Consider the following 23,107-nt stretch of genomic DNA (forward strand, 5'->3'; position numbering starts at 1 on the left):
AAATGCTCTCTGTTCAGCGATCATTCCGTGCAGAGAATTGGAACATTGGAGGAACAAGCTGTGCAATTTATCCCTAATATGATCTTGGAAGTCCGAAGCTGGTCACGTAACATCAGATTGTTTTTCCTGGCTAATATTTTTTATCAAATTGGAACTGGCATCTTCTCTCTGCTGTACAACCTGTATATCCAAGGACTTGGATACGGAGATACGATGAACGGAAGGGTGGTCAGCATTCAATCTCTGGCTACCGCCATTATGTTCATTCCCATAGGACTGATCGGAGACCGGACGAGTCGCAAGCGCCTTCTCATTATCGGAGGACTGTTCAGCGGGGTCCTCTTCCTTGGGCGTTCCTTCCTGGGATCCGAGAACAGTCTGGTTATCCTCGCGGTCTTAGTTGGGTTATTTGCTTCGATCTTTCAAGTGCTGGCTATTCCATATCTTGCCGAGAATATCAACAAAGCGCAGCGTCTTCGTATGTTCAGCTTCTTCTCGTCGGTTGTCCTGGCAGCTCAGGTCTTCGGCAGTATGGGCGGTGGCATGCTTGCCGATCTGCTGCAGGTTCTAGGCATCACCAGGCTGATGAGCCTGCAGGCGGTTCTATTGGTCGGAAGCATTACAACCCTACTCGCCGTTATGCCGCTACTGTTCCTTAAGGAAGCTGGCAGAGCAGAGTCTGAGAAGATCAAGCTAGCAGCCGGTCAAGATTCAGCTGGAGCTGAACATGACGTGCTTCTGAAAACCAAGGAATCCGCCAAAGATTACAAATTCATCTCCAGGTTCGTTGTTGCCCAGCTGCTTGTGGGCTTAGGCTCGGGACTTGTTGTCCCCTATCTTAATCTCTATTTCACCAATCGCTTCGCGGTGTCCCTTAGCGCAATGAGTGTTCTGATCTCGCTGGGACAGGTAATGACCATTGTATCCATGCTGATTGGTCCTTCACTCGCAGCCCGTGTTGGCCCGGTTAAGGCTGTAGTAATCTTCCAGATCCTGTCCCTTCCCTTCCTGCTGCTTACCGGCTTCACCAATTTCCTGTTGATTGCCTCGATCAGCTTTCTCTTCAGGCAGGCTCTCATGAATGCGGCTAACCCGATTCAGTCCTCCATCATGATCGACAGAGTATCAGACCGCAGACGCGGGGTTGCCAATTCTCTGATGCAGACCGCCTTTATGCTAGGCTGGGCAACAATGGGGCCGGTTCAATCTTACTTTGTCACAACCTACGGTAATTATTGGGGCTATGCCATTACTTTCAGCATTACTGGCGTGCTATATATCGTATCTTCACTAATGTACTTCTTCATGTTCAGAGAACGTCAGACAAGCGTAGTGAAGACATCGGGATAATAATTAAATAAAGGGAGCCTCAAGATCATCTGATCTGAGGCTCCCTTTGTATAATCCGGGCGGCTGAAGCTTGGGCCTTGGGCCCAGCATGTCACTTATGAGTCCTTCCCAAGAATTGTATGTTTGTCTAAATCCCCATCGAATTCTTCTTCAATCAAGTGAGCCTGAGCGCCTTCCTCCAGTCGCATTTACGAGTATAATGCTGCCCACGATCATAACGAAGCCAATAACCAGGTTCAAAGTCAGCGATTCTCCCATGAAGATCACACTGCAAATAATAGAGATGACCGGGATGAGGAAGGTGTATGAACCTACGGTACTTGCTTCTCCCGAGCCCACCAATTTGAAGAAGATCAGCCAGCCGATCGCAATGACGAATATCGCGATGAATAATGTATCAACCATGAACGACCCGGTCCACTGGATTGCAGACCAGCTCTCTGTAAAGCTTCCCAATACCAGAAGTACAATACCGCCGATCAAAATTTGCAGGGTTGCGATCCAGATCGAGTCAACCTTGCCGGTGATTTTCTTCATATAGACGGTACCCAGCGTCCAGCTGACTGCACTCCCAAGCGCGAGCATAACGCCAACCGGAGACAGGCTTCCGGTAAGACCTCCCCCGCCAATCACCCCGACTCCCAGGAATCCCAGAATCAGACCTATGATCTTAAGTCCATACATCCTCTCCCCGAGCCATAACCAGGCACTAATCCCAAGCAGAACCGGCTGCAGGAACACAATGGCGGAGAATAATCCTGCCGGCAAATAGTTCAGGCCGATCGTCTGAAGACCATAGTACAGAATAATATTGAAAATGGCAGAGATGAAATAAAGAGGCCAGGTCTCTTTGAGCCTCAGCTGTCTATACCGTGGGATGGCGATCAACAGCAGCAGAACACCTCCAAGAATTAGACGCAGCCCCGCGAACAGCAGAGGCGGCGAGTATAATAACGCATGTTTGGACAAAGGCCAGTTGACTCCCCATACAAGTACTAAAAATATAAGGTACACCACTGTCCGGGTACGAGATAACACCGTTAATCAACACTCCTTCGTATGCAGCATGCCTCAGGCAATAGAGAACCGGTTTCATGACTGCTTTATAATACTTTCTCTCTTCGTTGCTGTAGCTTGGATATTATAGCGCTTTAACCCATTACTATGTCAATACATATATATCAAATACTCCTATCCGAGTTGTCGGCTAACGAAAATTGGCTTACACTGTATAGATCAGCATCCAACCGATCTAAGGAGATTATGCAATGAATAACCATTTAAATATTCCTGTCTTCAGGCGAGTCCTGATCATGACCGCGGTTCCTGCGGAGCAGGAAGCTGTTCAGCGCGGACTGCTCGGCCGCCCTGGCGCGGCGGCCTTCGATGTTCATCTTGCCGGGGTCGGCTCAGCCGCTGCTGCTGCAAGCACGGCAAGGATACTAGCCACAGCAAGGGAAGGCTACGATCTGGTCATCAGCGCCGGTATCGGAGGCGGCTTCCCCGGCCTTGCCGAGATCGGCACAGTTGTCGTGGCGAGCAATATTACTGCAGCCGACCTGGGTGCGGAGACCCAGGAAGGCTTCTGCAGTGTGGACGAGCTTGGCTTCGGCTCGTCCCGCATTGCGGTCCAGGCGGAGCTTGTCGCCCGCTGGACCCACACCCTTCAGGTTGCGGGAGTCCCCGTCCAATCGGGACCGATTGTAACGGTAACGACCGCAACCGGAACTTCGGCCACGGCCGAGGCACTTGCCGGCCGTGTTCCCGGGGCTTGCGCCGAAGCCATGGAAGGCTTCGGCGTAGCCATTGCTGCAGAGCAAGCCGGGCTGCCGGTGCTTGAGATTCGCGGAATCTCAAATGCCGTCGGCCCGCGCGACCGGTCCGCCTGGCGGATCGGCGATGCGCTTGCTGCACTTGAGGCAGCTTTCACTCAACTTCAGGAGGTACTCAAATGAAAATAGCTTTCTCTCCGTGTCCGAACGACACGTTCGTCTTTCACGCTTTAGTCCATGGATTAGTCCCGGGAGCACCGGAATTCGAAGTCACCTACGCCGATATTGATATTACGAATAATTGGGCCATTGACCGTACAGGCCCTGAGATTCTCAAGATCTCCTATGCAGCCCTTCCCTGGGTTCTTGAAGACTACGCGCTTCTCCCCTGCGGAGGAGCCTTGGGACGGGGATGCGGACCCCTGGTGTTGACCCAGGGTGGCAGTACAGATAAACCTGATCCTGCCGCGCTCAGCGGACGCCGCGTAGCTGTTCCAAGCGAGCGTTCCACCGCTTATCTCTTGTTCAGACTATGGGCGGCAAGAAATGTCCCGGGGGGCGTGGGCGAGATTGTCGTAATGCCTTTTGACAAGATCATGCCCGCAGTCAGAGACGGACAGATTGATGCAGGACTTGTCATACATGAAGCCCGCTTTACTTATCCGAATTACGGATTAGCCTTGATGACCGACCTTGGCAGCTGGTGGGAAGAGACCACAGGGCTCCCCATTCCACTCGGCGCTATCATCGCCCGCAGGTCCCTCGATTTGAAGCGCATCGCTGGCTGGATTCAGGACTCTGTCCGCTATGCATGGGAGCATCCAGAGGTCTCTCGCAGCTATATAGCGAGTCATGCCCAGGAGATGGCACCAGAGGTAACCCAAGCGCATATTGATCTATATGTGAATGAGTTCACCGGGGAACTCGGGGAAGAGGGCTATAACGCGGTCAGCGCCCTGCTGACTCTGGCTGCGGATGAAGGCCTGGTACCTAGAATCGACCCTTCACGGCTTGTCTGGAAGCCGGAGTAAATCTATATTGTCCCAGATACAACGAAGAGAAGCCTTCGGACCATGTCGATTATATGGCCGGAAAACTTCTCTTTTTTGCTGCGCTTGCTTATTCTTGTGTTAGCCAAATCCTTACCTTAGGGCAGTAACGAACAAGATCGGTACGTCAGAGATACCTATACCTCTTCAGATCTTGGTTTGTCCACTTTTGCCCAGTTAGTTGAATCCTGAAGCACTTCTCTCTGCTAAGTTCCACGCACTAATGCTTGAACAGCACACTACTCGCCAAGCACGCTGAGCTGTACTCCTGGCGGGAGTACCGAGATCACGTGTCTTGCTACCTCGGAGTCTGCCTGGTGGAGCGTGCCTCCCAGGATCGCTGCAATACCCTGGTCACTTGAAGTTCGTATCAACCTGCCAAGGCCCTGTCTGAGCCGCAGCTTCATATAGGGAAGGTCAACTTCCTCGAACGGATTATCCACAGATTGATGCTTGGCCATGAATACCGGGTCCTGAGGAGGGAAGGGCAGCGACCATATCACAACATTCGATAACGATGGTCCGGGCACATCAAGTCCCTCCCATAAGCTGACCGCACAGAGAATACTCGGCTCCTCAGATTGGAATCTTGCAATCAGATGACTGATCTCCTGATCCCCTTCATAATAGAACTGATACTCAGCCAGTTCCCCATTCACCTCGGACTGCTGCTTGAACTGACGAAGGTCCTCCATCGTCCGGAACAAGATCAGAGCTCTCCCCTCGGTCTGCTTCAACAGTTGAGTGGCAAGCTTCATCTTCTCTGCAAATGAGCCTTCTTCTCTCCACGCAGGAGCAAATATCTTCATCATATTTGAGTAATCATAAGGTGAAGCCGCTGAGAATGAGAGGTAATCCTGTATCCCAAGGCTATCCGCTACATAATGAAACGAACCATCCACAGACAGGGTCGCCGAGGAGAACACAATCGGGATTCTCAGATTGAACACACGGTCCCTCAGAACTTCCTTAACCGTCTTGGGCATAATGGACAAGGTCAGACCTTCCTTATGCAAGGTTGTCCAGCATATTGGAGCCTCTTCACGCTGAAAAAGGCTTAACGCCTTCTGAATCATTTCCAGATGCTCTTCTACAATACGGAACTGATAATCATTTAATGTGTAGAGTTCTCCCTCAAATACAAGCTCTTCCTCAATCTGATCAAGCAGATTTCTGAACTTCGCAATCTCGCGCAGGAGCTGACTAGTCAGGTCCACCTTCATTCGGTCGGAACCTGCCACTTCGGAGCTGCTGTTCTCAAGCACATGGAACATGATTTCGCTCTGCTCTATCGCCTGGTCAATTAGCACAGCCAAGCTTTCCCGAATCTCACCCTGAAGGAGTCTCAGGACAATCTCTTCAAATACTGTGTGCTTCAAATTATAGCTCAGTGCCTTTTGGGCGGCCGTCTCGAGCAAATGCCCTTCGTCGAATACAACCGCACAGTGATCCGGGAGCAGCGGAAGCTGACCCTCCTGCTTGCGGCCCTCGTAGGTCCATACATGCTCCATGTAATAATCGTGTGAGCATATGATCAGATCTGAAGAAGCCCGGTAGTGATCACGTGATAGCGTCTGCCCGCATCGATGTCTGCGGTCACATACGAAGCAGTCCTGGAATGAATCCCAGCTGATCTTGTGCCACTGCTCGTCATTCAGATCGGGGTAATCCTTCCGGTCACCATAGGCATGGAACGACTGCATGGTCTCCGGAGTTCGCACAAACTTCGGCAGCCCCTCATAAATTTCATCATAGTGCGTGCCTTCCATCTCTCTCGCTCTTGCCTCATCCAGCTTAACCAGACACACATACTGATCCGGCGATTTGCCAAGACGCGCATCAATAGCGAAGTTCAAATGCTTGATCAGCTTCGTGATATCGCCTTCGGGCTTTACGAGCTGTTCTATTAGCGATTCATCCGCGCACGCAATAATCGCGGGCTTCCGCATATAACGGGCATATGCGGCAGCGTAGAGGAGATAGACCAAGGTCTTGCCGGTCCCCACTCCCGCTTCTGCAAATATCGTCTTTTTCTCCGCAAATGCCCTTTCTAATTGATAAGCCATGTAAATCTGCTCATCCCGCACTTCAAAGCCAGCCTCTGGCAATATATCGTAGAACACATCCGCAATCCACTCACCAAGCTGGGGAATGAAGGGCTGTGAGGAATCAAATTCAAACGGGTAACGATCCACTGTGTCTGCCTCCAAGTCAAATCTGTATTGCTATATGGAATGAACTAAAGAAATGAGCGCATGGACCAAGGCTAACACTTGTTATGCAACAGAATCGATCACGCAGTCTTTAGTTCAATCCATATAATAATCAATACGCACAAAGAATTATTATCACATGCTTACCGCCAAAATACAATGTGTGCCGATTCAGATACATGTTAATCTCTTCGCTCTACTAAATTGCTGCCTGTCATTTCGGTCTTACGCATTCCGACAATAAAAAGAAGATGCACGCCCGTACGTTACGGAAGTACATCCTCTTGCCCATCTACTCACTTTATACTAGCGCCCTAATCAGGCTGAGTCCAACGCCAACCAGAAATCCGCAAATCGCCCCGTTAATCCGAATCCACTGAAGATCTCTGCCCACTTTCCCCTCAATGAATGTGACCAGCTCCGCATTGCTAAGCTTATTCAAGTTCTCTCTGACCAGCGCTCCAATCTTGGAGTAATGCTTCTCAATCAGTTGAACGGCCTGCTGCTGGATCCACTGTTCAGCCTGTTCAATCCGCTCCGGGCTCTCTTCCAACCTTTCCAGCATCGTTCTCATGAATGGGGACAACCACTGTTCCTGGAACTCCCCGCTCTCAACAATCCCTTGAAAACGTGTAATCAGTGATTCGATATACGCTTCGATCTTATTCTCCAAGTCCAGCTTCTCCAGAAGGTTGTCCTTCCAGCTTCTTATCTCCTCAAGCAGCTCTGGACGCTCTAGCGCATGGTTCACCTCAACATGAAGGATCGCGAGTAGCTTGAGCCGGTTCAAATTATCCGGATCTCTGAAATTCTCTACCTGTTTCAAGACGAAGCCCTGAATAAGATCCCCCATCTTATCTTCACTAAGGTACCCAAGAAATGCATTTACAGCGAACTGCATCAAGCCACCCAGCTTGATCTGCTGAATTTGCTCAATTCCGATTCTTCCGAGCATATCCCGCGTTTCGGGCTGTCTTGCCCAGGCATCTGCGCGATCCAAAGCCAGATCAAGCACCTTCTCATCATACCCTCGTTCAACGATCTCATTCCATAGCCTGTTCAGGATCGTCTTCTCATCCAGATGGTCTGCCACCTGCTGAATTTCACGCACTAGAATACCGGTTAACTGCTTGACCGGGATATTTCGAATCACGGACAGAAGCACGGATGAAATTACATTATTATACGATCCAGCTTCTATACCCGCCTTCGCCTTGTTAAGGGCAAGCTCAGCTATACGAATGCTTTTGATCTTCTCGCCAATGCTCTCCTTGCGCAGCAATTCCGTCTCGATCATCGCAATCACAGCTTCCGTCAGCTTCTCCCGATTCTTCGGCAGCAGTGCCGTATGAGGCACGGGTATCCCCAGAGGATGTCTGAAGAGTGCAGTGACGGCGAACCAGTCTGCCAGACCGCCGACAAGGCCCGCTTCGAATCCCCCCTGCAGAAGCCTTAGGCCGAGAGCTCCCTCATGAAAGGGAAGCGTAGCTGCGAACCCAGCTCCCATCACCCCAAGAGAAATTCCTGCTATATAGTTTTGTTTAGGTTTTGTTGTTTTTAGCGCCATATTCTACCTCACTTGATCTTCTGCCTTATAGAACCTACCATCTTTTAGACATCATAGCACAAATTTCTCATGTAAAAAAAAGACTGCCTCTTATTACCCAAGAGACAGGCTTCTGAAATGAGATATTCACTCGAAATCATCCTAGTTGCAAAAAAATAATTCCTGCTCAACTCCGATCTTCGAATTACGAGCTTAGTGCCCCGATCTCACCGGGCTCCAGATCAAACCGCTTGCGATAGCCGCATTTACGGCACAGCTCTTCCTTGACTTCCCGTCTGGAGAATCCATCATACAGATTATTCGCTCGTTCGCCCTCAATAATCTCAGAGAATGGCTTCTGGTGGATATTCCCCAGGTTTATAACCCCTTCACCATCCAGGCAGCAAGGGATGACCGTTCCATCCACCAATACTCCGGCCTGATTGCGAAGTCCATGGCAGAATCCGGGACCGTGATCCTCTTCTTCCTTAAGATCAGGCCATTTGAATTCATAATCCTGATTCAGGTAGATCCGGTCTGCAATCTTGACCCCACTTCCCGGAGTTACCTTCTCGATAATTTTGAAATCCAAATTGAATTCGCGTTCGATGTACTCCAATGTCTCCCGGTTGCGGTTTCTCTGCAGGTTGGTGAGATTATCTTCACTCAGATTCCACAGCCGCAGGGATACGATGAGATTCGACTGCGCCACGGCTTCCTTGACAAATTCCAGGACGCTTGAAATATAACCGTCCCGGTCTGTTGAACCTTCGTGGCCATCAAAGCTGTGCAGGGAGAAGTTCATTTGCCGTAGAGCCGGCTTATTAAGCAGCTTGTCCCTGTTCTTACGAATAAGGGTTCCGTTCGTCGTAATATTTACTTTAAACCCCTTCTCATGTGCAATATCCAGCATTTCATCGATCTTGGGATGAAGCAGCGGTTCTCCTTTGACATGGAAGTAAATATAGTCGGTATGGGGCTTAATCTGATCCAGGGTCTTCTGGAAATCCTCCAGTTTAATAAAATTTGCCTGCCGTTTCGTAGGCGGACAGAAGGTGCATGCCAAATTACAAATACTCGTAGTTTCAATATAGAATTTTTTGAATTTTTTCATCAGGTAGAAGCTCCAATTCTCTGCAAGGTATCATTAGTAGAATAATAGCGTAGTGTCATTATAATAACAGCGTCTTATCTATGCAGAAAATAGTAGCGCAGTTATTCAATCTCCGCAAGCTGCAATCCTCCGGCAGGGTGCAGCCGAGCTCTTAAGGCTTCGCCTTCCTCCGCTCAAGATACCCTTGATAGTACCATATGAAGATTGCAAGCAGGCTTCCGCTGAGCAAGTAACCGGCAAGTACATCGCTGGGGTAATGCACGCCGAGATATATTCGGCTAATTCCGATCATAAGGATCAGAATGATACTTGCCGTAAGGATAAGGATACGTCCAATCAAGGCAGGTGCATGCTTCCAGAGCAGAAAGGCAAGACCTCCATATAGCGCAATGGTTGCCATGGCATGCCCGCTTGGGAAGCTGAACCCATTTGCCTCGGCGATCCGGTGCAGTGTCGGCCTATCCCGCTTAAAGATTCTCTTGATCACAGAATTGAGCAGTGATGAAGTTATAGCAAGCGCAGCCAGGAACACAAGCTCGCTCCGATGTTTGAGCAGGGCATACAGGATTACAATCGCTGCAAGAGTGATGACTGTAACAGGAATACCTGATCCAATCCAGGTAAATGCCTTCATGACAACCGTAATTCCTGGAGACTCCAATCCCTGTACCGAGGAGATCACAGTCTGATCGAAGTTGTGAATTTGATGATCGCTGATCGAATAAGCGATAAAGACAAAGCCTAAAATACAAATCAAACTTAGGGCAAAAGCCTTAGTAAACCACTTTTGTCCATGCATCTCCCATTCCCTACTTTCATACTCACATGAATTATTTATTCTCTTGCTTAATTAATTCCGAAACCGTGACTAAGGTATACCCTTGTTCCTTAAGCCATTTGATCTCTTCAGGTAGAGCCGCAATCGTATTATGAACCTTCTTGCCCCCGAAGCTGTGCTGAAGCACGATACTTCCTGGACGTATCTCTTTCTTGAGATTGGCAAGAATCATCTCAGGAGAAGTCTCCTTCCAGTCTCTTGTATCCACAGACCAGTTGATCAGCAGCAAATGACTGTCTTTCAGGACTTCCTTAACTTGCTCTGATGCATTCCCATATGGGGAACGAAATAACACCGGAGTATATCCCGTCAGCTTCTTGATTTTGGCATTGTTATTCTCAACTTCCTGAGAAATCTGTTGTACCTCCATTTTGTTGAGATTAGGATGATTCACTGTATGATTTCCTATCTCATGTCCCTCACTGAATATACGCTTAACCACGCTCGGATCCTTATCGATCTGACGTCCTACCAGAAAGAAAGTCGCTTTTACCTGATTGTCCTTTAGTATATCCAGAATCTGCGGAGTATACCGGTTATCCGGTCCGTCATCAAAGGTGAGTGCCACTTTCTTCTCGCTCGTCTTTACATCATAGATTTCCCGAAAGGTGTATTGAATCTCCTTCACGGGTACCACCTTTTTCTGTTCAGTCTTCTTGGCAACCGCCATCTTCTGCTGTTCCTTATTCACGGCTTCTCTGTGGAGTACAGCGATATGATTGATTATAGAAAGAAGAATAATGAGGCTTCCGATAATAAGAATATAATGGTATCTCTTTAGTTTCATTCTATCCAGATCTCCTATCTCTTATTTTAATAGAGCGCAGACAGTCTAAAGTGCACAGCTAAATAAACACCCCGCCGAGCCAAAAAAGAGGCGACAGGGTGCCCTGCATTCAACAGCAATATATTCCATTATATCTTATATATCGACCTAGAGTTCAACAAAAAGGTAACAATTCGTCAATGTGTGAGCAAGGTTACAGTAAATGGCCTCCCGATCATAGTATATTTGTTAAATAGGACACACGGCACTTGTAAGAAATTAAAAGAAAAGCCTTACCCCGAGCCGTCCGGGATAAGGCCAGAACTTTAATTATTTCTTTTCTACAGCATGTCCGCCAAATTCATTGCGCAGTGCTGCAACTACTTTACCAGTGAACGTATCATTGTCCATCGAACGGTAGCGCATTAGAAGCGACATAGCGATAACCGGAGTTGCGGTCTGCAGATCCATCGCTTCCTCAACTGTCCATTTGCCTTCGCCGGAGGAATGCATAACTCCTTTGATGCCATCCAGCTTGCTGTCTTTGGAGAAAGCATTCTCAGTAAGTTCCATCAGCCAGGAACGAATGACAGAGCCGTTATTCCATACTTTGGCTACTTTTTCATAATCGAAATCGAACGAGCTCTTCTCAAGCACTTCAAAGCCTTCACCGATTGCTGCCATCATGCCGTATTCGATTCCGTTATGAACCATCTTGAGGTAATGACCGCTGCCTGATAGGCCAGCATATAAATATCCATTCTCAACGGCAGTGTCACGGAAAAGGGGTTCAACGATACTCCATGCTTCAGGATCTCCACCGATCATGTAGCAAGCTCCGTTACGAGCGCCTTCCATACCACCTGAAGTTCCAGCATCCATATAATAAATGCCGGCTTCTTTCATTTCCTCTGCACGGCGAATTGATTCTTTGTAATGGGAGTTACCTGCCTCAATTACAATATCTCCTTGGCTAAGAAGAGGTTTAATTTGTCCAAGAACGGTGTCTACAACGCCATGGGGAACCATGATCCAGAGTATACGAGGTGAGCTTAGGGACTGAACCATATCCTGCAGGCTTGTGAAGCCTTCAGCGCCATACTGTTTCATTTCAGTTACGGCTTCAGCATTCAGGTCGAATGCGGCTACCTCATGCTTATGATCGATCAAGTTTTTACCCAGATTGAGACCCATTTTACCTAGGCCAATTAGTCCTAATTTCATGTTAGTTTGTCCTCCTGATTAGTTAATTATCTATTACCACCACTGATTTCCATCTTCAGCCAACAATTGGTGAGCTGCCTCTGGGCCGTTAGTCCCGGCAGGGTATTGATGGAGTGGAATGATATCTTCTTTGAAAGCTTCAAGTACAGGCTGTATCCATTTCCAGGACAATTCAACCTCATCCCAATGCGCGAAGAAGGTCGAATCGCCACGCATAGCGTCGTGGATCAGATTCTCATATGCTTCCGGTGCATCTTTGGAATTCGATGAGAAGTGCATGTGAATTGGCTCCAGCTTGCTATCGTTCGCTGCATTCTTCGTATTCAACTGCAGCGTAATACTTTCCATTGGGTTAATTTCAATCGTTAGAAGGTTAGGTGCTGCTACCTCTTCACTGTTCGATGACATTTTCAGAGGCTCCTTAAACTCAACGACAATTCGCGTAGATTTCTCATGCGTTCTTTTACCCGTACGGATATAGAATGGAACCTCGCTCCAGAATGGAGTGTCAATCCAGACTCTTGCAGCAACATAAGTATCATTGCGGGAACCCGGTTCAACGTCTTTCTCATCCAGATATCCTGGAACAGGCGATTGATTGAGCTCTCCCGCACTATACTGCCCACGAATCACATGGTTAATGACCTCATCTTTAGCAATAGGCCGCAGCGAAGCCACAATATCCCGCTTCTTCATTCGTACTTCTTCAGGAGTACTGCGTTTTGGCAGGTGCATCGTCACCATCATCAAAATTTGCAGCATATGATTCTGGAACATATCTCTAATTGTGCCTGTTTGATCGAAATATCCAGCCCGATCCTCAACCCCAACCAGCTCATTCGCAGTAATCTGTACATTCGCTATATAGCGATTTGTCCAGAGGGCCTGAAGCACTGGATTTGCAAAGCCAAGCACCTCAAGGTTCTGAACCATCGGCTTGCCTAGGTAGTGGTCAATCCGGTAGATCTCTTCCTCAGTAAAGGATTGATCCAAGCTTGCATGTAATGCTCGTGCAGATTCCAGATCATGCCCGAATGGCTTCTCGATAATGAGCCGTCTCCATCCTTTAACCGTACCGAGACCACTTTGATTTATATTTTGTGCAATTGTCCCAAAGTATTCGGGAGCTACGGAAAGATAAAACATCCGGTTTTCGGGAATTTTCAGTTCGTTTTCACGTTCTTGCACAGCAGATAATAGTTTACTATAATCTTCAACATTATTGACGTTAAGAGCGCTGTAGCGGAATGAACTCAAAAAAGACTCCAACCGATCTCCGATACCCAATCGTCTGGAGAACTTGTGGAGCGAGTCTCTTACACTAGCCTGAAAGTCCTCATTGGAGATCTCTCTTCTTCCGAGTCCAAACACGGAGAATCCTTCTGGCAGCTTGTTATCAATATACAGATTATATAACGCAGGATAAATCTTTCTTTTTGCTAAATCTCCTGTGGCTCCAAACAATACAAATGTCATAGCATCCACGACTATCCCTCCAGAAATTTCTCTCTATTAACTATAAAAAGTATATAAGGTTACTAACTGTTAGCATCAAAAAACTCAACTTAGCTAGTTTACACCTGTAGAATTTATACGTCAATAACTATGTCAGGTATGAAAGATGAAGAATTCATGAGGAAATATAAGGTTTCATGAATACAAAAACCCTTCTCGCCTAGAGCCAGAAGGGTTTAAGAGTTACAATGAGACTATCAAATTGAATGAATCATTTTTTTAGTGATTCATCATCATCGCGGAGTTTGATTGATCCGTTCCCTCTACTGGTGCTTCCACCTGAGGTTTTGGTCTGCGTAAAATAATACCCAGCAGTGCTCCTGCGGCAGCAATGCAGGCTGCAACAAGGAAGGTATCTCCATACGCAGCAACTGAAGCTTTAACTAGGTCTTTAGCTTCTGGCATATGGTCAGTAATTCTTGATGTTAGATAACCGGTTAGCCCAGCTACCGCAAAGGACACCATAACCTGCTGAGCAGCTGTCGTGAGCGGTGTTACTCTGCTGACCAGCTTTCTAGGCGCTGCCTGGAGTACGTGCGTATTAATCGCCATCATCGAGAGACCCATCCCCGCCCCCATCATGGTGAGTGCCGTGAGGATGAACCATGAAGCCGTGTCTACAGCAATATTAGACAGCATGAATAATGCCCCTGTGATGACGGACAGACCAATGATCACCAAAGGTCTTGCGCCGATTTTATCGAATAATCTTCCTCCAATCGGCATGAACAAGCCTGAAGCCAAGGCCTGAGGAAGTACAGTAAGTCCGCTCTCAAGCGGGGTATATTCTCTGACCTGCTGAAGATACAGCGGCATTAATAGAATCGCACCGAAGAGTGCAATCTGGGATATCCAGGCAATGAAGATCCCTCTTGTGAAGTCGCTGGATTGAAATACACGAAGCTCCAGAAGTGGCTGCTTCTGCCGTAACTCCACGAAAATAAATAACAGTAAAGCCACACCGCCGACAATTAGTCCGGTCAGCGTTTCTGTCGAAGACCAGCTCTTACCGCCTTCACTAACCCCGTAAGCTAGCATAGCAAAAGCAATCGGGGCGAGGATAATTCCCAAGATATCCAAGGATGGAACAGCTTTGCGTTCAAATTTCGGCAGAAACTTAACGCCTACAATAATTGCAAGTATCCCTACTGGAAGGTTAATCAGGAAGATCCAGTGCCACGAGACATACTCAACCAGATATCCCGACAAGACTGGACCAAGCGCCGGTGCAAGCAGCATCGGAACGCCTAGCATCCCCATAATTGAACCCATTTTCTCCGGAGGAGCCAGTCTGAAGACCATGGCCATACCAATAGGAGCAACCATACCGCCCCCAAGACCCTGAATAACCCGGTACACAATCAGCTGTTCAGGTGAAGTTGCCAATGAACAAAGTACTGAACCTAGTGTAAACAGAGCAATGGTAACCAAGAAGATCTGCTTGGCCCCAAATCGGTCTGTCATCCAACCCGCAAGGGGAATTACCGCCGAAAGGGCAAGTGTATACCCGGTAACGGTCCACTGAATGATAGGCACGGTTGTGTGGAAATCCTTCACCAGTTTGGGAAGTGCCACATTAACAACGGTACTGTCCAAAATAACCATGAACATACCAATAATAACAGCCAGAAGCGGCGCGATCAGCTGCCTGACCGTAAACGGGTTCTGGTCTGCTGCCCTTGTTGAACTCATTTTACAGACCTCCTTCTCCTATGATTTCTCTTTCTTATACCTGAGCGATCTATTGTTCCTGGTGTGTGAATATGTAATTATGATAATAGACGATATGTTCATTAACGCTCACTTTGTTATTGTAGAGAGTCGTTAATTGATTTGCAATAATCAGATTACTCTGAACTGGTTATTAATGAACAAGATAGCACTTCTGTGTCGATTATATAGGGATGAATGGAGTTGAATTTATGGAAGAGATCGTTGACCGCAGGATTATTAGAACCAAGCAAATGCTGCGAAAAGCCCTAATGGAGCTAATTGAGCAGAAAGGATATGACGGGATTAGTGTCTCTCAATTAACTGAGAAGGCAGGTCTCAACAGAGGGACTTTCTATTTGCATTACCGGGATTTGCAGGATTTGCTGGATAAATGTGCGGACTATATGCTGGAAGGCTGGATGAACGTACTGAAGAACTTCAATCCTCTCGAAGTTCATAACAGCAAATATTTGAATGAACCGAATCCTCAAATTGTGGAAATCTATGAATATTTCAAACAGAACTCATGGTTTTTCAAAGTCATATTAGGACCTAAAGGCGACCCTTCCTTTCCCTCACGCATGAAAAGAGCTATGCGGGACCATCTTGAGCGCAACCGGGTAAAGCTCCAGCTTAAGGATGAGGATTTTCTTGTCCCATCCGATTATATCCACGAATATGTCCTGTCTGTAAATATGGGGATTCTTCAGCATTGGTTCGAGACGGATATGTCCAAGACCCCGGAAGAGGTTGCCATAATCTCAACCAGGCTGGCACAGCTGGGTCCGCTGGCATCCTCTGGTGTTGAAAAGCTGAGAGAACCAAATAAGCCATGGAGTCATCTAAAGGGATGACTCCATGGCTTATTTATTTATTAGGCTTGGCCCATTATGGGATTTGTTTCCACTCCACAATGAACTCACCCTCGAAATCCTCACCTTCAAAACGACTGTGTTCTTCAAGTGCATTTCCACATTGACAGGAAATTTGGTCAGCCCCATAATTATCTGTTCCAAATTCAATGGCTTCATTACGATGACTGCGGCGACCTGGTGTGATCGTATGCTCCTGTCCGCATTTCAAGCAGCGGATCATAAATCCAGTATCCATAGGTACACCCTCCCTGTCTTAAGAAATTTTACTCCAGGAAATCCTTAAGCCGTTTGCTTCTGCTCGGATGTCTAAGCTTGCGTAGTGCCTTTGCTTCAATCTGTCTGATCCGCTCACGGGTTACCCCGAACTCCTTGCCTACTTCCTCAAGCGTGCGTGTACGTCCATCATCAATACCAAACCGCAGACGAAGTACATTCTCTTCCCGTTCAGTAAGTGTATCCAGCACCTCTTCAAGCTGTTCCTTGAGCAGCTCATAAGCGGCAGCATCAGCAGGAGCCATAGCTTCATGATCTTCAATAAAGTCGCCCAAATTGGAATCATTCTCTTCACCAATCGGAGTCTCCAGGGAGACCGGTTCCTGAGCGGCCTTCATAATTTCACGAACCTTCTCTACACTTAATTCCATTTCCTTCGCGATCTCTTCTGGAGAAGGCTCGCGTCCAAGATCTTGAAGAAGCTGTCTCGAGATCCGAATTAATTTGTTGATCGTCTCCACCATGTGAACAGGAATACGTATAGTTCTTGCCTGATCGGCAATCGCCCGGGTAATCGCCTGACGAATCCACCAGGTTGCATACGTACTGAATTTGAAGCCCTTATTATAGTCGAACTTCTCCACTGCCTTGATCAATCCCATATTACCTTCCTGGATCAAGTCAAGGAATAGCATTCCACGGCCGACATAACGCCGGGCAATACTAACAACCAGCCGCAAATTTGCTTCAGCCAATCTGCGCTTGGCAGCCTCATCCCCCTGCTCAATACGCTTGGCAAGTTCGACTTCCTCTGTCGCTGAAAGCAATGGCACACGTCCAATTTCCTTGAGGTACATCCGTACAGGGTCATCAATCTTAATACCTGGTGGCAAAGACAGATCATCATCAAAGGTCATTTCATCGTTCTTCGAGTCATCAGAACTGAATCCATTGTTCTCTTCAACGTCATTATCAAGATCTATCCCGTTCTCAGCTAATTGTTCAAGAAATTCGTCAATTTGATCCTGATCCTGATCGAACGGGGCGAGCTTACTTAGAATTTCTTTGTAGTTTAGCGAGGATTCCTTTTTGCCTTGGGCAAGTAACTGATCCTTCACCTGCTCAAGTGTAAGATCTGTATCTAGTTCAGTATGCTGTCCGTTCTCCATCATCCCGCTCCCTTCAACCCAAACAACTTATAAATATTTCAATTCAGCAAGCGACAAATATAAGGTAAAGAATTGAGGCTTTGCTGTCTTAGTCACCTAATTTTAGGGGTTTCATTGTTTGACAAATCGGAAAATTAATGGTAATATAAAATTACACATTTTCCAAATTTAATTGCCATGACATATCTTTAATTGTATCAAATGTCTTGTCTTTTTTCAACTCTATTATTTGTAAATATCCGGCCTTCAGGCCGGTTTTTTTATTTTATGCCTTTACTCTGCATTGTGCAACACCAAAAGAGCCGACATTTACGGCACTTTTTTAAGATATCTTCAGTATTCTTTATTCTCCGCTCCTATAATCACTCCAAATTAAACCATTGTTATTCTACCCCAAAGACCGATTCAGTTTCCGAGCAGTGAAGGCACAACTCGTGATTCACGTAAGCCCTGTGATTTTAATAGTGCGCTTGCTACCTACTCTCTAATAGACAATCATCGTTCTATTCAACCTATCTCGAACATATATTAATAGAAATGGAACCTATTTTAGCCAAGGAGATCTGTAATGAGTAACCAATCTTCTTTTCCCAAGTATATGGCCATACTAATTCCGTTCTCTTTCTTACTTGTCAGTGCTATTGTATTCGCACCTTCAGCACTCTCATTGTTAAATTCTGATGCCGCTGCTACTTTTAAAAATATTTTCAATGGGATATTTCTAGAAGCCATCCCTTTTGTTCTCGCAGGAGCACTACTCTCCTCCATCCTCCATGTTGTTATTCCTGAGCAAATGATTAACCGCTGGATTCCCAGGAATCCCCTAGCTGCTATCTTGTTCGCGTGCTCTATAGGCCTTGTATTTCCCATCTGCGAATGCGGTATGATTCCGCTGGTGAGACGCCTCATCCAAAAAGGAATGCCCGTCTATATGGCCATGGTATTCATCCTTGCCGGCCCTATCCTGAACCCTATCGTGTTCGGCTCAACCTATACGGCTTTCCGCACACATCCCGAGATCGCATACGCCAGAATGGGACTAGCCTTGCTCGTATCCATTTCAATCGGCTTCATCCTGTATATTACCTTAAAGGAGTCTCCCCTTAAGCTATCTAATTCCACAAAGCATAATGGGTCTAGCAGTCAACATCATCATGAACATGATCATCATCATCATCCAAAAAATCGGTTATCCGCCGTGCTTGTCCATACAGCAGATGAACTGTTCGGGATGGGCAAATATCTGATTCTGGGCTGTCTTCTCACAGCAGGAATTCAGACATTTATCGCCAAGGAAAGCCTTACCGCTATAGGAGGACACCCCTTTGGAGCCTATGCCTTTATGATGGGATTCTCGTTTGTGCTGTCCCTCTGCTCTACTTCAGATGCCTTTGTAGCATCAACTTTTTTGCACTCCTTTTCTCCCGGATCCTTGCTTGCCTTTCTGGTTCTAGGGCCAATGCTGGATTTCAAAAATTTCATGATGCTTCTGTCCGCTTTTAAAGTCAGATTCGTACTTTTCTTAACGTTCCTCATCTTATCCTTGGTATTTATCTTCTCTTTTCTTGGAGAACAGATGATCCAGCATCTAAATTAAGCGGGAGGTGGTCAAGATGAAACAATCTTCGCTCATGGGTGCCCACTATCTGACACGTGCCTTTATTCTGCTAACTCTTGCTGCGTATATATATCTTCTAGACCGCAGTGATTCCCTTCATTACTACATTGCGCCCAAGATGGAATTATGGGTTAGCCTTTGTCCTATTCCCCTCGCGTGTGTTGGCATCAGTCTGCTAATACAGGCTCTATTCAAGCGCAGACGTAGCACCTGCTCTTGCGACCATCCGCTTTCTTCCTCTGTGGTTCGAAATGCTGCGGTTTACGGTATATTTACAGTACCCTTACTGCTGGGCTTCCTGCTTCCGAATCAAGCTCTTGGAAGCTCGGCCGCATTGAAGAAAGGAATGGCTTTAAGCGGTCAGTATAGTACCGAACAGACTTTGAAAGAAAAATTCAAATCTCCGGATATTTACAATGAGGAATTTACTGAATTGGCTAGACTGCTCTACACCGAACCTGTGATTCGGGTGAATCAGGACATTTTTTATGAGACCATTGGAGCCCTTGATCTGTTCAAAAAAGAATTCGAGGGCAAACCCATCCGCCTAAGCGGTTTTGTGTACTCAGACCCGTCCCTCAATAAGCGTAAAGCGTTTGCTTTCGGCCGTTTTTTGGTACTGTGCTGTACTGCCGATGCAGCTCCATTCGGTGTATTTATTAAACCCGAGCATACTGTTCATTTTCCCAAAGATACCTGGGTAGAGATAGATGGGCATATCCATGTTACCCAGAACCAAGGCAAAGAGATTCTTAGTATTAACGCCGCACAAATACGGAAGATCAAGCAGCCGAAAACACCGTATATTTATCCAAGTGACGATTCTGTAGCTAAGCTTAAAAGGGAACTGGCCAAAAAATGAGTCCAATTATTAGATGCTTAAAAGTATTGCCCTTTTTTTACATTAGAAATGTACCAATGACCAAAGATACCCCAATCACAATCCCGCGGAGCAGCTGGGCGACCGCCATGTTGCCCTTCGCAATCTCATCCCCAAGCTTTGTCTTCGGCGTCACCAGATCGAACACAATATATACAATACATAATGCTACTATCCCTACCGCAGACCAAGTCAACATGGAGATCCATGAGTGGCTGCTGAAAGAGACCATAGCGACAATAATACAAAGACCCAGCATTTTGCTGCCCATATACATGCCGGCGGCTTCATTCCCCCTGGCTATTTCTTCATTATCCTTGAACTTGGTCATCAGACTAAATACGCAGTAACCTGCAAGCAAAATGATAAATAAAATCAAAATTCCAATGCCGATATCAAGTAAATCCCAGCTAAATTCCTTCACGTTGTACCGCCTCCTGTTATGTAATCGAGCTACCTTTTCGGGGACTAATTGCTGCCGGACAATAATAAGCCAAATCCCCCGTTACTTTTGCGCCAATACGGGAGAGGACGCCTGCATATTTGCCGTTAAATACATACACTCCTGTGAGGACATACCCTTGATATTCGCCAAGCTCTGTTGGAACCACTGCTTGTGACATCGGATAGAGACGCTGATAAATCTTGGGCATGCTCCCATAGTATTCAGCTTCTTCTGGATCTGCCTCCTCAGAAGTACTAGCAGCCTCACTAGACAGCCTGCTGTCTTCAAGACCACCCGGCTCGAACAAATCTGTTCCTTTCCCTTCACGCCCCCAATACCCCTTAGCTGCATAAGACTCACCGGTTAGAAGAAAAGGCTCATTTGTGAAATAGGTAGGCAGCAAATATTTAGAGATAATCCGCATTTCTTCAGCATCAAACAACTTGAATCCGAAGTATTCCTGTGTAAGATCATTTCTTTCATACAGTGACCAGATTGTCGCCATAAATCCCTTGCTTTGCGTAATTATATTTTGCGGGGGATTGATTATACCAATCTTTCCTTCAGCTGCCAGCTTCATGAGTTCCTGGCCAACAAGGACTCCGCTGCTCTCTTCCTGATCATGAATTAAAAATTCAAGCGGATATAGTCGGTATAGGATCATAATTCTCTCATCCCGGTGATACAGCCCTACTCCCGGAACAATCCGTAATTCCTCAAGAGGCGCATAATTGACCTTGATACCCGCCTTCTCACATCTGCGAAGAAGGTATTTCGTATTCGTGCTGTCTTCCAGAATCTCTCCCATACAGGTGAAAGTCACTCTATTCCCAAGCCCTCTTGCCCTGTAATCAGCAACAATATCCTTGAAAGTCTGGGTTAATGTCTCATCCATAGCTGAGGATGGACCGGAGGCATCCATATAGCGTCCCAGGAGCTCCCTCTCCAAAAAAGCAGACTCGGGGATTCCTGTTGGAGTTTCTGTATTATTCTCAATACATTTCATGCCATGTTCCCCGATGATCCAATCCTGACGTTCAATCCCGCTCCAAGGAAGGGGAATCCGGGCAGCAGGGATCATTGCGGGTTCAAGACCAAGCTGCTGGATCAAGTAGCTATCAGGTAAATACTGTTGAGCAAAACGCAGAACCTTCCGATAAATTCGGTTCACTTGTTCGGAAGCAGCCCTTAGCTCTTCAATCTCGTGTTCTTCATATATAACGAATGAAGGAAGGCAGTACTGCTTTCCATACATACGATAATATGGGATTTCCTTGGCGATCTCCCCATCGAACACTTCTTCGTAGTCAACCTTTGGCGTATTGATCTTCCTCATTTGTTATCTATCCTCCAAAAGAAGAGTGCGAGCCCCCGCTTCCGAAGCCGCTGTGACTGCTGCCATCACTTGTACTGCTGGAGCTTCGCGATGACCCTCCATAATACCCTCCGCCCCCATAGTAGTAATGGCCGCTGCTGGAGTCATACTCGCACCCTGTATCATAATCAGGATCACATTCATCCTGCTGACCACAGCCGGACAGCGCTGCAGGGACAGTCAAGAGCAGGGCGAATGCCAGCAATTTAGTCTTGGATACGAAGCCTTCCATCTTCTTCGATTCTAGTTGAATAGGTTGGTGCTCCGGGCGCATTACAAGTCCACCTCTTCCTTTAAATAAAAGACCACCTTTTTCCGGTCCATATCCAGCACGGAATAGATGATTTCATACGTAGTTTCATTCTTCACTATATAATGATCCAGAAGCATTCTTGCGATCTCCATAGTAATCAAGGAAGGAGAACCATTCTCCTTCTGTGGATCAAATTCATGCCCATTCCAAATTAGGTACTCGGGAGCAAGGAGTGAAGTTACTGACACCTGTTCCAGCGCTCTCTTGGACACCGCATGCCCATACTTATCCAGTGAATTTTCACTGTATGAGCTTACATACACATAATGAAGCTGGTTATCTTCCGTCTCATTGGAAATATGAGCCCACAATTTATTATGAACAAGTGTGGCATCAACCAGCTTGTGAACGAATAACTCATCGGAAGAAACATCTAAGGACTGCACTGTACGAACAACTTTCCGGCTTTCTTCAGACCATTCCTGATACTTTAGCGAGAATAGGATACCAATCACATACCTCTCTATTTCTTTATTGTAATATTGTGCAGCAGCTGCTCCCACCCTCTGTCATCTCCGCGCCAATCTGAACCTTTGCTTAACTCAGCGGTTACTATACCATGTTCGAACTTGGGCCGAATCTCTTGAATTGCCTCCTGCCGGGTATTAACAATGAGCAGTGTAAATCGATGGGTGGTTAAATCAGATAAAATTTGCTGAAGCTGTAAAGCCTCGTCTGGTGTGCAATTAAGGCGGACGAACAAGATATGTTCCAACATGCTGACAGCATGTAGGAATCTCTCCTGTCTTCGAACCAGTCTGTCATGAAAATCCGGATATGCATCCGCCCATCGATCCGGTGGTAGTTTAACCGGGAAGTCATGATAAGAGAAAATTCCATACTTCTCATCCTTAATGCAGTAACAAGTCTTAAATTGTCCTACGAGCTTCAAATGTTCAAGTTTCATAAAGTCTTCAAAACGGTTCCGCAGTACGGCAATTAGACCGGAATGAGAGCCTGAGATGAACCAATCAAGCGGGCCCGCGGCTTTGCGCAGATTAAGTCTTCTTAGCTGATAAGCGGTCTGACAATTAGCCCCCAAGCTAAATACAGCATCATAAGATCCCTTTAAAGGCGAGTCTATCAATCCAACCCCTCCATTGACTTGCTGTTATTTAG

The 23,107-nt window shown here is 46.7% G+C and carries 22 protein-coding genes; 6 read left to right on the top strand and 16 right to left on the bottom strand.

Annotated elements, in window-relative coordinates; translation table 11 throughout:
- Positions 1–60 precede the first annotated feature (60 nt).
- Positions 61–1,350, top strand: a complete 1,290-nt coding sequence (locus tag ACRRNK_RS12540) for an MFS transporter (RefSeq protein WP_433943087.1) — start codon at positions 61–63, stop codon at positions 1,348–1,350.
- A 150-nt stretch (positions 1,351–1,500) separates the two neighbouring features.
- Here the strand turns inward: ACRRNK_RS12540 and ACRRNK_RS12545 are convergent, their stop codons facing one another.
- Positions 1,501–2,388: a DMT family transporter gene (locus ACRRNK_RS12545; protein ID WP_433943088.1), complete on the bottom strand. Its 888-nt coding sequence runs from the start codon at positions 2,386–2,388 to the stop codon at positions 1,501–1,503.
- Positions 2,389–2,618: 230 nt separating this feature from the next.
- Between ACRRNK_RS12545 and ACRRNK_RS12550 the strand changes: the two genes are divergently transcribed.
- Together ACRRNK_RS12550 and ACRRNK_RS12555 are read left to right on the top strand one after the other, a co-directional pair.
- Positions 2,619–3,305, top strand: coding sequence for a futalosine hydrolase (locus tag ACRRNK_RS12550; protein ID WP_433943089.1), 687 nt, complete (start codon positions 2,619–2,621; stop codon positions 3,303–3,305).
- Complete coding sequence (locus ACRRNK_RS12555; protein WP_433943090.1) at positions 3,302–4,153, top strand: 1,4-dihydroxy-6-naphthoate synthase; 852 nt, start codon at positions 3,302–3,304, stop codon at positions 4,151–4,153. The genes ACRRNK_RS12550 and ACRRNK_RS12555 overlap by 4 nt, the downstream gene beginning before the upstream one ends.
- A 257-nt stretch (positions 4,154–4,410) precedes the next feature.
- On the opposite strand, the gene ACRRNK_RS12560 is transcribed toward ACRRNK_RS12555, so the two are convergent.
- The 8 genes from ACRRNK_RS12560 to ACRRNK_RS12595 form a co-directional block, all read right to left on the bottom strand.
- On the bottom strand, positions 4,411–6,366 hold the full coding sequence (locus ACRRNK_RS12560) for an ATP-dependent DNA helicase (protein ID WP_433943091.1): 1,956 nt from the start codon (positions 6,364–6,366) through the stop codon (positions 4,411–4,413).
- 319 nt (positions 6,367–6,685) lie between these two features.
- Positions 6,686–7,951 (bottom strand): DUF445 domain-containing protein, encoded by a 1,266-nt coding sequence (locus ACRRNK_RS12565; protein WP_433943092.1) that lies wholly within the window; start codon positions 7,949–7,951, stop codon positions 6,686–6,688.
- Positions 7,952–8,135: 184 nt separating this feature from the next.
- Complete coding sequence (locus tag ACRRNK_RS12570; protein WP_433943093.1) at positions 8,136–9,044, bottom strand: radical SAM/SPASM domain-containing protein; 909 nt, start codon at positions 9,042–9,044, stop codon at positions 8,136–8,138.
- Between the two features lie 151 nt (positions 9,045–9,195).
- A complete protein-coding gene (locus ACRRNK_RS12575) occupies positions 9,196–9,843 on the bottom strand; it encodes a phosphatase PAP2 family protein (protein ID WP_433943094.1) in 648 nt (215 codons plus the stop codon).
- Between the two features lie 31 nt (positions 9,844–9,874).
- Positions 9,875–10,669 (bottom strand): polysaccharide deacetylase family protein, encoded by a 795-nt coding sequence (locus tag ACRRNK_RS12580; protein WP_433943095.1) that lies wholly within the window; start codon positions 10,667–10,669, stop codon positions 9,875–9,877.
- 309 nt (positions 10,670–10,978) lie between these two features.
- Positions 10,979–11,872 (bottom strand): phosphogluconate dehydrogenase (NAD(+)-dependent, decarboxylating), encoded by an 894-nt coding sequence (gnd, locus tag ACRRNK_RS12585; protein ID WP_433943096.1) that lies wholly within the window; start codon positions 11,870–11,872, stop codon positions 10,979–10,981.
- A gap of 33 nt (positions 11,873–11,905) precedes the next feature.
- Positions 11,906–13,357, bottom strand: coding sequence for a glucose-6-phosphate dehydrogenase (zwf, locus tag ACRRNK_RS12590; RefSeq protein WP_433943097.1), 1,452 nt, complete (start codon positions 13,355–13,357; stop codon positions 11,906–11,908).
- Positions 13,358–13,606: 249 nt separating this feature from the next.
- Positions 13,607–15,079 (bottom strand): DHA2 family efflux MFS transporter permease subunit, encoded by a 1,473-nt coding sequence (locus ACRRNK_RS12595; RefSeq protein WP_433943098.1) that lies wholly within the window; start codon positions 15,077–15,079, stop codon positions 13,607–13,609.
- A 230-nt stretch (positions 15,080–15,309) separates the two neighbouring features.
- Between ACRRNK_RS12595 and ACRRNK_RS12600 the strand changes: the two genes are divergently transcribed.
- On the top strand, positions 15,310–15,954 hold the full coding sequence (locus ACRRNK_RS12600; RefSeq protein WP_433943099.1) for a TetR/AcrR family transcriptional regulator: 645 nt from the start codon (positions 15,310–15,312) through the stop codon (positions 15,952–15,954).
- 34 nt (positions 15,955–15,988) lie between these two features.
- Here the strand turns inward: ACRRNK_RS12600 and ACRRNK_RS12605 are convergent, their stop codons facing one another.
- Both ACRRNK_RS12605 and rpoD read right to left on the bottom strand, forming a co-directional pair.
- On the bottom strand, positions 15,989–16,210 hold the full coding sequence (locus ACRRNK_RS12605) for a hypothetical protein (protein WP_433943100.1): 222 nt from the start codon (positions 16,208–16,210) through the stop codon (positions 15,989–15,991).
- 28 nt (positions 16,211–16,238) lie between these two features.
- Entirely contained in the window at positions 16,239–17,357 is a 1,119-nt protein-coding gene (gene rpoD / locus ACRRNK_RS12610) for an RNA polymerase sigma factor RpoD (RefSeq protein ID WP_433946883.1), read from the bottom strand.
- Between the two features lie 598 nt (positions 17,358–17,955).
- On the opposite strand from rpoD, the gene ACRRNK_RS12615 reads away from it, so the two are divergent.
- Positions 17,956–18,954, top strand: coding sequence for a permease (locus tag ACRRNK_RS12615; protein WP_433946884.1), 999 nt, complete (start codon positions 17,956–17,958; stop codon positions 18,952–18,954).
- Positions 18,955–18,970: 16 nt separating this feature from the next.
- On the top strand, positions 18,971–19,837 hold the full coding sequence (locus tag ACRRNK_RS12620) for a TIGR03943 family putative permease subunit (RefSeq protein WP_433943101.1): 867 nt from the start codon (positions 18,971–18,973) through the stop codon (positions 19,835–19,837).
- A gap of 37 nt (positions 19,838–19,874) precedes the next feature.
- Here the strand turns inward: ACRRNK_RS12620 and ACRRNK_RS12625 are convergent, their stop codons facing one another.
- From ACRRNK_RS12625 to ACRRNK_RS12645, 5 genes are read right to left on the bottom strand one after another with little or no spacing between them, the layout of a single operon-like run.
- Entirely contained in the window at positions 19,875–20,279 is a 405-nt protein-coding gene (locus tag ACRRNK_RS12625) for a DUF350 domain-containing protein (protein WP_433943102.1), read from the bottom strand.
- A gap of 16 nt (positions 20,280–20,295) precedes the next feature.
- Complete coding sequence (locus tag ACRRNK_RS12630; protein WP_433943103.1) at positions 20,296–21,636, bottom strand: glutathionylspermidine synthase family protein; 1,341 nt, start codon at positions 21,634–21,636, stop codon at positions 20,296–20,298.
- Positions 21,637–21,643: 7 nt separating this feature from the next.
- Positions 21,644–21,949 (bottom strand): hypothetical protein, encoded by a 306-nt coding sequence (locus ACRRNK_RS12635; protein ID WP_433943104.1) that lies wholly within the window; start codon positions 21,947–21,949, stop codon positions 21,644–21,646.
- Positions 21,949–22,491: a hypothetical protein gene (locus ACRRNK_RS12640; protein ID WP_433943105.1), complete on the bottom strand. Its 543-nt coding sequence runs from the start codon at positions 22,489–22,491 to the stop codon at positions 21,949–21,951. The genes ACRRNK_RS12635 and ACRRNK_RS12640 overlap by 1 nt, the downstream gene beginning before the upstream one ends.
- Complete coding sequence (locus tag ACRRNK_RS12645; protein ID WP_433943106.1) at positions 22,452–23,075, bottom strand: DUF1796 family putative cysteine peptidase; 624 nt, start codon at positions 23,073–23,075, stop codon at positions 22,452–22,454. The genes ACRRNK_RS12640 and ACRRNK_RS12645 overlap by 40 nt, the downstream gene beginning before the upstream one ends.
- Positions 23,076–23,107 lie beyond the last annotated feature (32 nt).

Source organism: Paenibacillus sp. SN-8-1, assembly GCF_050995535.1.
Lineage (GTDB): Bacteria > Bacillota > Bacilli > Paenibacillales > Paenibacillaceae > Fontibacillus.